Raw genomic sequence first — 14,382 nt, 5'->3', positions numbered from 1 at the left:
GATTCCCTCCCAACGGGAGGGTGCAGGGAGGGGTTTAACGAAGCGAGAAGCAGTATATTAAACCCCTCCCTGCCAACTGCGCAGGCGGGCACACCCCTCCCAAGGGAGGGATTTGAGAATTATAAGTAAATGAACATGTTCAATTTGTTTAAAAGTGATAAGGAAAATAAACCGGCGGATGTAAAAAGTATCCGCTACGAATTGCTTCAGTTTATTAAGCATGAATTGCAAAAGGCCGAGGGCGGCGAGGGCGGAAATATTAAAGGGCTTAATCTTTACATTTCCTGCCCGGCATCAGAATGCGCGGTGTACGAGGCGGCTGTTTACGCTGAAGCCCCCGAGGTTTTTAAAGACGAAATACAGCGCATTGCTGATGATTACGCAGTTAACCTGCCCGAAAGCTGGCAAATGGATGTGATATTGAACGAGGGCTTTCCGCCTGAGGCTGTACGCGCCACGAAGTTGGATGCCGCCTTTTTTATTAAAACAAGCAAGAATTTTATTAAACAAAGCGCGGTGGCTTATGTGAGGGCTTTGAGCGGCGAAACAGATAAGCCTGAGTACAACATCACCTCGGAAGATGAGAAAATAAACATTGGCAGGGATAAAAAAGCGCAGGCCGATGATGGTTTTTTCCGTACTAACCATATCGCTTTCCCCAGCGACAGTGCGAACGAAAGTAATAAGTATGTGAGCCGGCAGCATGCTCATATCGAGTGGAATAATGATGCCGGCAGGTTTATGATATTTGCCGACGAGGGCGGTGTGCCACCACGTAATAAAATTAAGATCCGTTCGGAAAAAAGCGAGGACGTAATAAAGCTGAGCTCGACCCACATTGGGCACCAATTGCTTGAGGGCGACCAGATCATCCTGGGCGAATCGGCGGTTTTAGAGTTTAGTTATCAACCGGCAACGAATGAGTAAAGTTTTTACCATAACAGATGGACTTGAGAACCTTGGAGCCCTGCGAACGGGCGGACAGGGATCGGTGTATAAAGGCCGCCGTATGGGGCCGGTACTTACCGCTATTAAGCTACTGCCTACTCCCATACACTCCGAGAGCGACGACGACCGCAATTTTCGCAACTTTAGTAACGAAGTGGCCAAGCTGCAAAAGGTTAATGAAGAGCCCAACCCAAACGTAGTAAAAATATTAAGCTCGGGCATTACCGATAGCGGCTCGCTGCCGTTTATCGAGATGGAATACATTGAGGGGCCTGACCTGTGCGAACTGCTGCAGCCGCCCCATTCAAAGGTATTCATGCTTAAAGAGGTTATCCGCGTGGCCGATCAACTTGCGAATGCGCTTGCCCACTGTCATAGTGTAGGTGTAAAGCACGGCGATGTAAAAAGCAATAATGTAAAATATAATGTACATACCGGCAATTACGTTTTGCTTGATTTTGGCCTTGCGGTAATGACCGAGGAAGAGCGCCGCAGCAGTATACGCCATGCCGGCGCCATAGAGTTTATGGCACCCGAACAGCATGACGGTTCGATGCTATTGCAAACGGATGTATACAGCTATGGTATTATACTTTACGAGTTACTTACCGGGCAGGTGCCGTTTCCGCTTAAGGGTAACGGTGAAACCGGCCGCAACGCTATTATGCTGGCGCATATTGAATCCCCGGTACCGGATCTTCTTGAATTGCGGAGGAAAAACCTTCCTGACGATTGGAGCACGCTGAAACAAACGCAGGAAATGCAAGTACCGCAATGGCTTTTAGACGTGATCAGTAAATGTCTGCAAAAACAACCCGAAGCGCGATATGCAAGCGGGGTAGAACTGCACGAGGCAATTATAAATGGCAGCCTTTCGGCGGATGGTAAGCTGAGCACAAATGCTATACAAGCCGAAAACGACCGGTTGCAGCACCTTATCACGCATTATCAGCAAACCGAGGCCGAAAAGGACAAACAGTTGGAATCGTTAAAAGCATTGGCAGCACAATCCGGAGCACGCTTTAATAATCAAAAGGGTGTTTTTGAGCGCAATAAGGCGCTTATATTGGTTTCTAAACCGGCGTTGGCAGGATTAGTGACCCTGACAATTGTACTTTCGGCTGTTTTCTGCTATTCCTTTTTCAAAAAGGACAACGCTAAAGAGGTGGTGTATATCGAGAAAACCGATTATCTTAAACCCCCGTTTGTTACCCGATATTATAACCAGGACAGCGTTATGAAAGCTGCTGCAGCAAAAGCCGCCGCCGTCAAAAAGGCCGCTTTAAAAGCTAAGAAGCCGACGATAGTTACGCCGCCCGTGACACAGGAAAAAAAGAAAAAACGCAAGAAATTTCTCGGAATATTTTAATTTCTACAACGCATTCCTAACTATTTTTGGCAGAGGCGGAAGCCTGGCTAATATATCTTATATTTAAATTCGAAATATCTGAAAATCGGCATGCGCTGGTGGAATTATAGCCGGTGCACGCCGGAGACGACCCGTTTTTGAGGGTCTTGATACAAACAGCTCCTTGCTGCTGCATCTTTAAAACGTTATAAGTCAATAGGGCGTGAAACATAACATATGAAAAGAATCCTGCAGTTAATGATGGTTGCCTGCATTAGCCTTGCCGCGAGCGCGCAACCCCATAAACCTTTTAAAGTACTGGCGTTGTATGAAAATGGCGGACACCATATAGAATACTCCCGCCGCGCAAAAATTTGGCTGGACAAACTTGCTGCACAAAAGGGTTTTACCATTGATTACATTCAAAATACCGATAAAATTGACAGTACTTTTTTGAACCAATACCAGCTTTTTATACAATTAGATTATGCACCCTACGCCTGGAACGAAACGGCTGCAAAAGCTTTCGAAAAGTATATAAACGAGGGCAGGGGAGGCTGGATAGGCTTTCATCATGCTACGCTTTTGGGCGAATTTGATGGTTACCCAATGTGGAATTGGTTCTCGGCATTTATGGGTGGCATCAGGTGGAAGGATTATATAGCCGCTTTTGCAAACGGTAAGGTAAATGTTGAAGACAAGCTGCACCCGGTAATGAAAGGCGTGCCCGCATCATTCCTTATAAAGCAGGAAGAATGGTACACCTGGGATAAAAGCCCGCGGCCCAATGTAGATGTGCTGGCGAGTGTTGACGAGTCGACATACGATCCGCGGCAGCCGAAAGTAAAAATGGGAGACCACCCCGTAGTGTGGTCGAACCCTAATTACCGGGCGCGTAACGTTTACATATTTATGGGGCACTCCCCAAACCTGTTTGATAATACGGCTTATACAAGGTTATTTAGCAACGCCATTTTTTGGGCCGCAGAAAAACAGCCTTATTCCCCTCCTCCCCGGAAATAACGGGTAAAATGATTATTCTTCGGCAGCGTTTATGTTCAGGCTCCTGAACAGATCGGCATCCGGCTGCTGGTCGGTATTGTGGTATTTTCCGTTTAGCAGGCTTTGTCCTGTCACACCCGGATTATTGCCGTAGCCAAGCGGCCAGCTTGCCTTGGTGTTTGATATGTTCAACCCCGCCAATGAAGCAGCCTGCAGGCAAAAATCGGTACAATTGTTATTGCTGAGGTGATACTCGAGATCGTTGTATTTTTTGGTGAGCGAAAGTATTTTTTCAAAGCTCTTCTTTGAGATAAACTTACCCACTACCTCATCCCATTGATGGCCGGCATCAGTTTTAAATTGCGATTCGGACGAAGGATCCCAGGGGGTGGCAAATAATATTTTTTCCTTTTTTGGATAGAACCCGAACGAACACGACACGTATGTAGAGTCGGCATTGTATTTAATAAGCGTAATAAAGGTGTGGCCGGTATTGCTAAAAACAAACACTTTGGGTTTACCCGATACCGGCTGTTTTACATGAAATAACAGGGCGTAAGCAACTGTAGGCTTATGATCGTTAAAGGTAGCGGCTATACGCCTGTAATTGGTGTATTTACTTTTCTGGTTTTTAGCAATCTGCCGGGCCTGCAGGTTAAGCAACGAATCGTCCTTAGCGTTGATAGGCAACGCCTCCGGCGTATAATCATCTGCCTCTGCAGCTTCGCCGCTTTGTTTAGCTTTCTTATTGGCCTTGTCAATGGATTTAAAAAAGCACTTCATAGCCAGCGGATACAGTTTTAACCTGGCAAAAAGGTTGGCAAAACGGTACAGGGCTTTGCTGTTCTTCTCATTTTCGGCTATGGTATTGTTAAGCTCGAGCTGCTTAAGGTAGCTCATCAATTGTTTACGCTCCTGGGACTTGCTTAAATTGAGGGCTATTGTTTTTTGGAGCGAATTATCGTCGTCGTCTTCAAAGATGCTGGTTGCCGGGGGCACTGCAAAATCCGCGACTTCTTTAATATCATTAAGTATAAGGGAGGTGTCGGCTCTTTCGGGCCTGAACGGCATTGATGCCGACAATTGTGCACGGGCGGTAAGCGCGCCATGAATTAACAGCACTAATAATATCGGCTTTAAAAAAACAGATCGATTAGGGTTTTTCATTTTAACATTGTGAATTGATAAGGCAACGCGTTTAGGCGGGGGGACTCCTATCAGCAACAATAATATGAACGTTTAATGCCTAAAACATTCAAGATTTATGCATATCTGCTAAATATAGTAACTAATATATACCATGCAAAGCATGCACAAGGTTTTTACATTAAAAAACATAAACCAGCCAGTTTTTTTGTTTGCAAGCTAAGTTTTATAGCTATTAATTAAATGAATATTTTTTAAGCAGCATTGTTGTGATGCGTATTACTTAGTGTAATTAATACATTATAACTCGTCGCTGTTTGTAGAAGATGTGTTGCTTGTAAATTCCCTTTATACCCGTTTTGGATAGATATAAACATTTTATAACTTAGGTCGTTTTATAAGCAAAGTGTATTTAAACGGTTATTGGACAATAAGTTTCGAAAATATTTAATTTAAAAAAAACCGTGATGTACGTTGCAGCACTTTCAAATCTACATAATGGACGCTAAAACATTTGATCTTCACAATCAGCGCATGAAAGTTTCAGGGCGCTTTAAGCGGTGTATTTTAAATTCCTCAATATTATAGCAGGGCATGGCATCAATCTCACCGTTCTGTGCCATCAGGCCAAACCCGTTTTACGCCGACCAACTGGTTTTTCCCGGCGCCGACCCCATAGTTGTACTCGACCACGGCAAGCCCGAGGAAAAGCTGCTACCCCTGAAGCAAACACTGGAAGCCGGCGCCCGCGTGAGGCCCGAGATACCCGGGAACCAGCAAAAAGCCTTCGAAAACATCAGGTTTAACCTGGAGCAGCAGCTGTCGCAAGGAAAACTCTGGCAGGAGCAACAGCCCGCCATATACGTTTATGAGGTTATCACAAGAAGTTACCGCCAAACCGGTATATGGGCTTTAACCCATCTTGATGATTACCGCAACAACCACATACTTACACATGAACACACCTTTAATGACAATGTAAGACGGCAAAAAATTTACCGGGGCAATACCGGTATTGAAGGCAGCCCGGTATTACTTACTTATACGCCCAACCGTGTTATAAATCGCATAATTGCCGATGTTCGAAAGCAGGATCATGATATATTAATGGGCGATAAGGATTGGTTGCACAAGCTATGGAAAATTGAGGACGAGACGTTAATAGCGCAGCTAACAGCAGCGTTTGCGCAGATAACACCGGTTTACCTTTCCGATGGTCATCATCGCCTGGAGTCTGCCCTGCAATTGGCCGATGAGCAAAGGGAACAGGGTGTAAAACCTTTCGACTGTATCTCATCGCTTTATATGTGCACCGACCAGTTGCGAATAGAGGAGTATAACCGCGTGGTGATTCCGGACGAACATATACCTACCGGCGAACTTTTGAAAAAGATAGAAGCGGATTTTTATATTACTGAGTCGCCGGAAAATGCGCCCGTAAAACCAAAGGATAAACATTCCGTGGGGATGCTGGTGAACGGGCGCTGGTTTATTTTACAGGCCAGGGTGCATACCTATCAGCATGTAACCGGTGCAAACGCGCTTGATGCCGCTATTTTACAGCGCGTTGTGTTTAAACCCATATTTGGGATTATAGACCCTAAAACAGACAGCCGGTTAAAGTGCGCTGGTGGCGAAGGATCGATAAAGGACATATTGACGATAGTACAGCACTATCCGCATGCCATAGCCTTTATGCTCGGTCCGCTCAGCGTAACCGAACTGATGAACGTTGCTGATGCCCGGGAGGTATTGCCGCCCAAATCAACCTGGATAGTGCCCAAAGTGCCTTATGGATTGTTGATAAACCGCCATATCGGTTAAAAGTATTATTTACCGGTTTCCATGTGCGGCGCATCAACAGGTTTTGATTCCGACGAGCCCTTCTGCCTCAGGAAGATGGTGAGCACCACGATAGATAACACTGATAAAAACTCGCTTTGCCAGTTTTGGAACGTTTCGAACCAAAAACGTGGCCCGGCTATGTATTGGGTAATGGTTTGAAAAGCTTTGCCTTTTACGGCCTGCTCGGTATTGTTGTCCATCCAACTGCCGTAAAGGTGCATCCCCCAGCTAAAAAAGAAAAGCGCAAAAAATGCGATGGATAGGGAATGGCTGTATAGCTTAAGCCAGATACCGCCTTTACGCACCGGCCACGGCGCATCCTTTTTATTGGGGTTGGGTTCGCGGTCAACGTCTTCCTTTTCATCAAGGCTCTTAGACTCTGCCGAACCTTGCTGACGCAGCCCTACCGTCATTACCACGTAAAGCGCCATCTGTAAAAACTCGCTTTGAAAGTTCTCAAAAGTTGACGATACAAAGTGCCCGGTATGCAGGTAGGTTAAAAACGGTATCTCGTTAGCATGATCGTCGGCAAGTTCCTGGTTATGTTCCTTCCAGCCGGTGAGCGCCTGTGCGCATAGTGTAACTATAAACAATGTTAAAAAAACAATGCTGAGGCTGTTACGATAAAGGAAACTTTTATTCTTCATTTAATTTATATCAGATGTTTACATTGATTTATTTGGCAAAATTTGAGTGTGCCTTAATTTAATTACAGGCACAGGCAAATAATTAACTTTGATGTAATTAATACCCTTATAACGTAAAATTTGTTTTACCTTATACCACTTTCCGGAATAGCGGGATTTTGAAACCACGTGCCTAAAACAGGGTAAGGCCGAATTACGGGTGACATGCTGCATACACATAGCAGCCTGAACTTCGAAAAGGATTACGACGAACAGCGAGGGTTAGCAACGGGTCGAGCTTGCACAGTATTAAAAAATCGTATAAGTTATTTAGCGGGCAGTTAAATGTTAACTCGCTGCCGGGCCAGGGTGCCGTGGTAAACATCGATCCTAAACCTATGCAGTAGTTGCGTGTTATATATTATTGTTTAGATAAGGCGTATTAAACTTTTAAATTAACCTGATGATAGATATTATACTGGCGGAAGATCACAACATAGTGCGGAACGGCGTTATATCGTTATTAGAAAAAGAGCCCGACATTTATGTAGCAGGCTCGGCTACCAACGGCAACGAAGTTTTGTCGCTGCTTGAAAATGGTGTACACGCCGATGCGATACTTGCGGATATGAACATGCCCCATATGGGTGGGATAGAGCTTGTTGAAAATGTAAAAAAGCTTTACCCCCAGTGTAAAGTAATTATTTTGAGTGCGCTGGATAACGAGAAAGATGTAATAAAGGCTTTCCAGGCAGGGGCAAGTGGTTATTTATTAAAAAGCGTAAATCCTGCCGAACTGGTGTTTGCGGTAAAGCATACACAGCTCAATAATCTGTATATTTGTTCTGACCTCAGTTCAAAGTTTTTAAAACGACTGCTGACCATTCCCGATCCGTCTGCCCTGCCAAAATTGCGGGATATAGAATTTTCTGCAAAAGAAGTAAAGGTATTAGGCCTCATTACCGAAGGATATACCAACCAAGAGATAGCCGATAAGCTGTTTACCAGTAAGCGAACCGTAGAAAGCCAAAGGCAAGCCCTTATCGATAAAACGGCTTCGCGAAATACCGCAGCTTTGGTACGCTTTGCCATAATAAACGGTATTGTAAGTTAATCTACGCTTTAAAGTAAGCGCTTTTTATTATTAAATTATATTAATAATTAAATACCGTATTTATTTATCACTATAAGTTGTATAAATACGGAACTGTAAGAAATCATAGCCGGTACATTTGTTTTAAATACTGCCGTTATGAAAGTTCCCGCTACATCCGCCGTTCTGAAACTGGTGATTTCAAAAGGCTTCAGATATTGCTACTCACGTACAACCTGCGTTGATTCGGCAGAAGCCGATGTATGTATAACGCTAACCCCGATAGCAAAATCTCCCCACATCCGCAGGCTGCCAAAAGCCTACGATACTTTCTTTAATATCCTTAAAGAACCTGTGCAAATGGCCGCAGGGGTAGACAGTACCCTTGTTTACTTTGATCTGGATAAAAGCATTATAACCACATAACAACATGAAAAAGAAGAAAGTGCTTGTAATTGATGATAATGCCGACGTTTTGGATATTATGGAAGAGGCATTAAAGTACGAAGGTTTTTCTGTAAAGACATCAAATACCGCGGATGATTTGGTAACGCTTATTAATAATTATAACCCCGATATTTTATTGATAGATTATTTACTTAAGGGCATAAATGGGGGCGAGATATGTCACCAGGTGAAAGTAACCCCGCAAACAAGTCAGCTGCCTGTAATCATATTTTCGGCATACCCGAGGGTGCTTTTATCGCTTGGCAATTATGGGTGCGATAAATTTATACCCAAACCTTTTGAACTAACCGATCTGGTTAAAAATATTAAAACTATACTATCGGCCGGATTCAGATCTAATGAGCCGGCCATTTACTAACAGCAACTTGCTCAACTAAAATGTTTCAAAATTCAGGAATTAACAAAGCCATTCTGCTCGGTCTTATCGCTAATAAACCAGCATGGAGAATAATAGAAAAACAAAAATGGCTGTGCTTTCAGCTTGTAACTGACGAAGTATTTAACCGGCAAAAGGTAAGTCAGCAGCATGCCGAATATCACAGCATCCGCGTGGTCGAAAGTTTGGCAGCTATCGAGGTAGATAATTTAAAAGAAGGAGCCGAAGTTTACCTGGAGGGGAAAGTAACCACCCAGGCAAGCGTAGATCAATTAGGCATAAAACGGTACGATACCTTTATTGTAGCCGGCCGGCTTAATATAATGAAGCTCCCCGAAGAAGGTGAAATGCCGCAACACAGCTTCAGGTCCGAGTTTTACTAACCAATACTTGATAGTCCATCTGCCATCATTTAAGCTATTGCCGCCGACTTTTCAGAAGCGGATATTGCCATTATGTTTTAATTGACTATTTTTAAGCGGCAACAGCTTTTATAATGACCTTTAACCTACTTCAAAGAAACAAGCAGAGTATAATTTACGGCGTATCGTTAGCCGGGCTGTTGTTATTGCTTAAATGGCTGGAGTGGCATTTTGTTATTATCAATAACGCGGTTGAACTGTACACCGGGGGGATAGCTATAGTTTTTACGGCTTTGGGTATCTGGCTTGCCACCAAACTTACGGGGCCAAAGCTAAAAACCGTGGTGGTTGAAAAAGAAGTTTTTGCCAATCCAAATTTTACATTTAACCGCGATGTAGCCGATAAGCTTCGCCTAAGTAATCGCGAACTGGAGGTTTTGCAATTAATAGCTAACGGGTTAAGTAACCGGCAAATTGCCGACCGCCTGTTTGTATCGTTAAACACTATTAAAACCCATACCTCAAACCTGTTTTTAAAACTTGAAGTTGAACGCCGCACCCAGGCTATTGAAAAGGCAAAACGGTTGCACCTGATACCCTGAATCTGCAGGATATACCCGTTTTTTTAAAAATCACCCAAAAGTATGACCCTGAAAACAAACTGTTAACCCACTTTTGAACCAAACTTAAAACTTTAAAAAAATGAAAAGGATAATTTTAATCTGTGGTTTAATTGGCGGTTTAATAAGCGTTGGCTGGTTTCTGCTTAGCGAGCAATTGCTTACGCTTAATATAAGCATGAACGCCCGGATGTTTTTTGGGTATGCAACCATGATAGTGGGTTTATCGGTGATTTTTGCAGGCATCAAAAACTACCGCGATAATTATAACAACGGCGTTATCAGCTTTGGCAGGGGATTAAAGATAGGGCTTTTGATAACATTAGTTGCCTCAACAATATATGTTATTGTATGGATGATAGATTACACATTTTTTGTGCCCGACTTTTTTGATAAATACAAAGCGCTGATGCTGGCGGATATGAAAGCGCAGGGAGCCGGCGCCGCCGAGATACAGGCTAAGATGGCTGAAACAGACAATTATATAGAAATGTATCGCAACCCGCTTGTGAATATAATGTTTACCTACATGGAAATAGTGCCGGTGGGTTTGGTGATCTCGATAATTGCCGCGCTGATCCTGAAAAGAAGGCAAAAACCGGTTGAAGCTGCCTGATCAGGCAAATAATAAAAATAAATAAGCCTTCAGGAACTCCCGAGGGCTTATTTGTTTGGCGGAGAGGGAGGGATTCAAACCCCCGGTACCTGTTACAGTACACCTGATTTCGAATCAGGCACATTCGATCACTCTGACACCTCTCCGGATGCATTACCTTAACAAAAGTTCCGTCGTTGCGGGATAAAATATACCCGGTAAATGCTTGCGGCGGCAAATATAAAAAGTTATAAGAATATAGGGCAAGTGTTATCAATTTAAATTATTGATGGTTTTGTGGCCGGTGTGTGCAAACCTCAGGGGGTAACAAATGTTACTTTGTAAAACGTTTATGCCCGGTTCCAAAACTCCTATCTATACCGCCCTGGCTGCAAACCTGTTAATAGCGGCTACAAAGCTGACAGCTGCGTTTGTTACCGGCAGCTCGGCCATGGCATCCGAAGGCATCCACTCGTTGGTTGATACTAGTAACGAGGTACTGCTGCTGCTGGGCTTGCGCAAAAGCCAGCGTCCGCCTGATGAAAAGCGCCCTTTTGGATATGGAAAGGAACTGTACTTTTGGGCGTTTGTGGTATCCTTGCTGTTTTTTGCATTAGGAGGCGGGTTCTCAATTTACGAGGGCGTCCATCATTTGCTGCACCCCGAACCAATTAATAACCCAATATGGAACTATATTGTGCTCGGCATCGCCTTTGTTTTTGACGGCGTTTCGCTCATTACCGCCCTGCGCGAATTTAACCGGCAAAGGGGCGACACCCCTTTTTGGAAAGCGGTAAAACAAAGTAAAGACCCATCTACATTTGTTGTGCTTTTTGAAGATTCGGCAGATGTAATAGGTATTCTTTTGGCATTTACGGGTATTGTTTTAAGCCAGGTATTAAACAATCCGTACCTGGATGGCGTGGCTTCTATCTTGATCGGTTTGCTGCTTACAATGGTAGCGGTGTTCCTGGTGCGTGAGAGCCGGAGCCTTTTGATGGGCGAGAGTGCCGGTAAAGCCGAAATCAATGAAATGATACTGATGATCGAATCGGACGATGCCACCCTTAGCGTGGTGAGTAGCCAGTCGATGTACCTGGCCCCCGAAGAAGTGATAGTACAATTGCGTGTTAAATTTAAACCAGATGTGCCCAGCCAGGAGATGGTGATCGTTATAGACCGGCTGCGAACTGAAATTCAGCAGCGTTATCCTCATTTCAGGCACCTGTTGGTAGAACCGGTGTAATCCATTTTACGCTGCTTTTTCCGGCCATATCGTTGCCGCCAGCTCTTTTACCTTATTGCTTTTCGGAATTTAATTTTTAGTTAAATATCATTTTTAAATCCCAGTAGTTATCACGAGTACAATGTGGCCCATAACCGCTTCCACAAATTGTAGCGTTGGGGGTAGAATCGCTTCCCCTTAGTTTTAGTGTTATAAGGTATCCAAAAACAAAAAACAGCCGTTGATTTTATTTCACCAATGTTTTGGTAAGCCCGGTGTCAGTATAACTAGACACCGGTTGTCATAATAAACGAACGGTTAACTGCCCGCCCATGATGAGATCTTTAAAAAAGGCATCATTTTTAGCACGGAAATTACAAATCTTATAACGATATGAAATTATTTATAAGTTAATTAACGTTTGGCTTTGTTATTGGTTAAAATAGCGTGTTAGCACCACAACATTTTATGCAAAACAAACTGAAAGTATTTACCTGGCATATACATGGCAGCTACCTTTTTTATCTGTCGCAGGGCAATTACGACATATACATACCAACAAAGCCCGAAAAGACCGAAGGTTATTATGGAAGGGGAGAGACCTTCCCTTTTGGTGACAATGTGAAAGAAATACCTGCCGAAGAGGTGAAGTACCACGAGTTTGATTGCGTTGTGTATCAAACCAACAATAACTACCTGGTTGATCAGTACGAGATATTGACTGCGGAGCAGCGCGAGCTGCCTCGAATTTATATTGAACATGACCCGCCGCGCCAACACCCTACCGATACCAAACATGTTGTGGATGATGAAAACATGGTGTTGGTACATGTTACACATTTTAACCGCTTGATGTGGGATAGTAACAAAACGCCAACCCGTGTTATCGAGCATGGGGTGACCGACCCTGGCGCTATATACCAGGGCGACCTTGACCGCGGAATTGTAGTAATTAATAATTTACCCGCCCGCGGCCGTTTGCTGGGGCACGATATATTTATGCACGCCCGTAAACATGTACCGCTTGATCTGGTAGGCATGGGCACAGGCGAACTTGGACTGGGGGAGGTGCTGCATCCGCAGTTGCCAAAATTTCAAAGCCGTTGCCGTTTCTTTTTTAATCCGATAAGATACACCAGCCTTGGCCTTGCTATATGCGAAGCCATGATGATGGGCATACCCGTAGTAGGGCTTGCCACAACAGAGTTATCTGCAGTTATCGAAAATGGCGTGTCAGGGTTTATACACACCGATGTAGAATACCTGATAGACAAAATGAAATTATTGATCAGCGAGCCGCAACTGGCCCGCGAAATTGGCACCAGAGGCAGGGAAGTAGCTTTACAGCGCTTTAGTATAGGGCGTTTTACCAACGATTGGGAGACCCTTTTTAACGAAGTCACCGCGAAAAGCCAAACCACTGCCGCCCAAATAGTATAAATATGAAATATCAAACAAAAAGAGTTGCGCTGATAAGCGAACATGCATCACCATTGGCAAGCCTTGGCGGCGTTGACACCGGCGGCCAAAATGTGTACGTTGCACAGTTGGCCAGGCACCTTGCAGCACAGGGGTACCTGGTTGATGTATTTACCCGTAAAGACAATCAGGAACTTGAGGATGTGATTGACTGGCTTCCGGGAGTGCGTGTAATAAATATACAGGCAGGCCCTGCAGCAAACGTTATAAAAGAGGAACTGCTGCAATATATGGATGAATTTAAAGGTAATATGGTGGCGTTTATCATAAACCGGCACCTGCATTACTCTTTGATACATGCCAACTTTTTTATGTCGGCGTATGTGGCTATGGGTATTAAAAAAGAGCTGGATATACCATTTGTGGTAACTTTTCATGCATTGGGCCATGTGCGTAAAATACACCAGGCGCAAGCCGACAAGTTCCCTGCTGAGCGCTTGCTGATTGAGGAACAGGCCGTACAGGAGGCCTGCCATATTATTGCGGAGTGCCCTCAGGATATGGACGATCTGATACAATATTATAATGCACCCGAAAGTAAGGTCAGCATAATCCCGTGCGGTTTCAGTTCAAAAGAGTTTTACCCTGTTGGCAAGTCAACTGCCCGCAAAATATTGGGCTTACCGCAAAATGAACATATTATACTGCAACTTGGGCGTATGGTGCCGCGTAAAGGTGTTGATAATGTTATACGCGCTTTAAGCAATTTAAAAGGCCTTGAAAAGCCGGTTAAACTTTTAATAGTGGGCGGCGAGAGCGAAATTTTGACTGAAGAATGCTGCCCTGAATTTGCGAGGTTAATGCGCGTAGCGCGTGAACATAATGTAGTGGATTCTATCATATTTACCGGCCGCAAAGACCGCCACCTGCTTAAATTTTACTATTCAGCCGCCGATCTGTTCATCACCACCCCCTGGTACGAACCGTTTGGAATAACACCCTTAGAAGCGATGGCTTGCGGCACACCGGTAATAGGTGCCAATGTGGGCGGGATAAAATACAGCATTGCCGACGGCGAAACCGGGTTATTGGTAAACCCGCATGACCCCGAAATACTGGCGGATAAGATCAGCAAGGTAATTGATAATGGCGAACTGTTAAGCCGTATGGGCGAAAATGCGATATACCGGGTAAATACCCATTTTACGTGGGCAAAGGTTGCAAAAAGGGTTATCAGCTTGTATGATGCGCTTATCCCGGCCGCCGGCGAAGCCGAACTGATAACCGGGGAATACCAGGCAGCTTAACC

General features: G+C 44.3%; 15 protein-coding genes and 1 tRNA gene. 13 read left to right on the top strand and 3 right to left on the bottom strand.

Annotated elements, in window-relative coordinates; translation table 11 throughout:
• Positions 1-135: 135 nt before the first annotated feature.
• The 3 genes from GWR56_RS19065 (at position 136) to GWR56_RS19055 (ending at position 3,319) form a co-directional block, all read left to right on the top strand.
• Entirely contained in the window at positions 136-927 is a 792-nt protein-coding gene (locus GWR56_RS19065) for an FHA domain-containing protein (protein WP_162432789.1), read from the top strand.
• Positions 920-2,317 carry a serine/threonine-protein kinase gene (locus GWR56_RS19060; RefSeq protein WP_162432788.1) on the top strand — a complete coding sequence of 466 codons (1,398 nt, stop codon included), beginning with the start codon at positions 920-922 and terminating at the stop codon, positions 2,315-2,317. The genes GWR56_RS19065 and GWR56_RS19060 overlap by 8 nt, the downstream gene beginning before the upstream one ends.
• Positions 2,318-2,533: 216 nt before the next feature.
• Complete coding sequence (locus tag GWR56_RS19055) at positions 2,534-3,319, top strand: ThuA domain-containing protein (RefSeq protein ID WP_162432787.1); 786 nt, start codon at positions 2,534-2,536, stop codon at positions 3,317-3,319.
• Between the two features lie 12 nt (positions 3,320-3,331).
• Here GWR56_RS19055 and GWR56_RS19050 read toward each other — a convergent pair whose 3' ends face one another.
• Positions 3,332-4,465: a hypothetical protein gene (locus GWR56_RS19050; protein ID WP_162432786.1), complete on the bottom strand. Its 1,134-nt coding sequence runs from the start codon at positions 4,463-4,465 to the stop codon at positions 3,332-3,334.
• A 573-nt stretch (positions 4,466-5,038) separates the two neighbouring features.
• Here GWR56_RS19050 and GWR56_RS19045 point away from each other — a divergent pair.
• Positions 5,039-6,268, top strand: coding sequence for a DUF1015 family protein (locus tag GWR56_RS19045; RefSeq protein ID WP_162432785.1), 1,230 nt, complete (start codon positions 5,039-5,041; stop codon positions 6,266-6,268).
• Positions 6,269-6,273: 5 nt separating this feature from the next.
• Here the strand turns inward: GWR56_RS19045 and GWR56_RS19040 are convergent, their stop codons facing one another.
• Positions 6,274-6,936: a DUF6766 family protein gene (locus GWR56_RS19040; protein WP_162432784.1), complete on the bottom strand. Its 663-nt coding sequence runs from the start codon at positions 6,934-6,936 to the stop codon at positions 6,274-6,276.
• 442 nt (positions 6,937-7,378) lie between these two features.
• Here GWR56_RS19040 and GWR56_RS19035 point away from each other — a divergent pair, with 442 nt between their 5' ends.
• From GWR56_RS19035 to GWR56_RS19010, 6 genes are all read left to right on the top strand, one after another.
• A complete protein-coding gene (locus GWR56_RS19035) occupies positions 7,379-8,029 on the top strand; it encodes a response regulator transcription factor (RefSeq protein ID WP_162432783.1) in 651 nt (216 codons plus the stop codon).
• A 138-nt stretch (positions 8,030-8,167) separates the two neighbouring features.
• On the top strand, positions 8,168-8,434 hold the full coding sequence (locus GWR56_RS19030) for a hypothetical protein (protein WP_162432782.1): 267 nt from the start codon (positions 8,168-8,170) through the stop codon (positions 8,432-8,434).
• 4 nt (positions 8,435-8,438) lie between these two features.
• A complete protein-coding gene (locus GWR56_RS19025; RefSeq protein ID WP_162432781.1) occupies positions 8,439-8,834 on the top strand; it encodes a response regulator in 396 nt (131 codons plus the stop codon).
• 20 nt (positions 8,835-8,854) lie between these two features.
• A complete protein-coding gene (locus tag GWR56_RS19020) occupies positions 8,855-9,235 on the top strand; it encodes a single-stranded DNA-binding protein (protein ID WP_162432780.1) in 381 nt (126 codons plus the stop codon).
• A gap of 113 nt (positions 9,236-9,348) precedes the next feature.
• On the top strand, positions 9,349-9,816 hold the full coding sequence (locus GWR56_RS19015) for a response regulator transcription factor (RefSeq protein ID WP_162432779.1): 468 nt from the start codon (positions 9,349-9,351) through the stop codon (positions 9,814-9,816).
• 100 nt (positions 9,817-9,916) lie between these two features.
• The gene (locus GWR56_RS19010) at positions 9,917-10,450 is read left to right on the top strand and encodes a DUF4199 domain-containing protein (protein ID WP_162432778.1); all 534 of its coding nucleotides are present in this window, start codon (positions 9,917-9,919) and stop codon (positions 10,448-10,450) included.
• Between the two features lie 56 nt (positions 10,451-10,506).
• On the opposite strand, the gene GWR56_RS19005 is transcribed toward GWR56_RS19010, so the two are convergent.
• Positions 10,507-10,596 (bottom strand) — tRNA-Ser (locus GWR56_RS19005).
• A 185-nt stretch (positions 10,597-10,781) separates the two neighbouring features.
• Between GWR56_RS19005 and GWR56_RS19000 the strand changes: the two genes are divergently transcribed.
• The 3 genes from GWR56_RS19000 (at position 10,782) to GWR56_RS18990 (ending at position 14,380) form a co-directional block, all read left to right on the top strand.
• Positions 10,782-11,675 (top strand): cation diffusion facilitator family transporter, encoded by an 894-nt coding sequence (locus tag GWR56_RS19000; RefSeq protein WP_162432777.1) that lies wholly within the window; start codon positions 10,782-10,784, stop codon positions 11,673-11,675.
• Between the two features lie 447 nt (positions 11,676-12,122).
• Positions 12,123-13,094: a glycosyltransferase family 4 protein gene (locus GWR56_RS18995; RefSeq protein WP_162432776.1), complete on the top strand. Its 972-nt coding sequence runs from the start codon at positions 12,123-12,125 to the stop codon at positions 13,092-13,094.
• 2 nt (positions 13,095-13,096) lie between these two features.
• A complete protein-coding gene (locus GWR56_RS18990; RefSeq protein ID WP_162432775.1) occupies positions 13,097-14,380 on the top strand; it encodes a glycosyltransferase family 1 protein in 1,284 nt (427 codons plus the stop codon).
• Positions 14,381-14,382 lie beyond the last annotated feature (2 nt).

The sequence above is a fragment of the Mucilaginibacter sp. 14171R-50 genome (assembly GCF_010093045.1).
Taxonomy (GTDB): domain Bacteria; phylum Bacteroidota; class Bacteroidia; order Sphingobacteriales; family Sphingobacteriaceae; genus Mucilaginibacter.
This window is presented reverse-complemented; position numbering and strand designations above follow the sequence as displayed.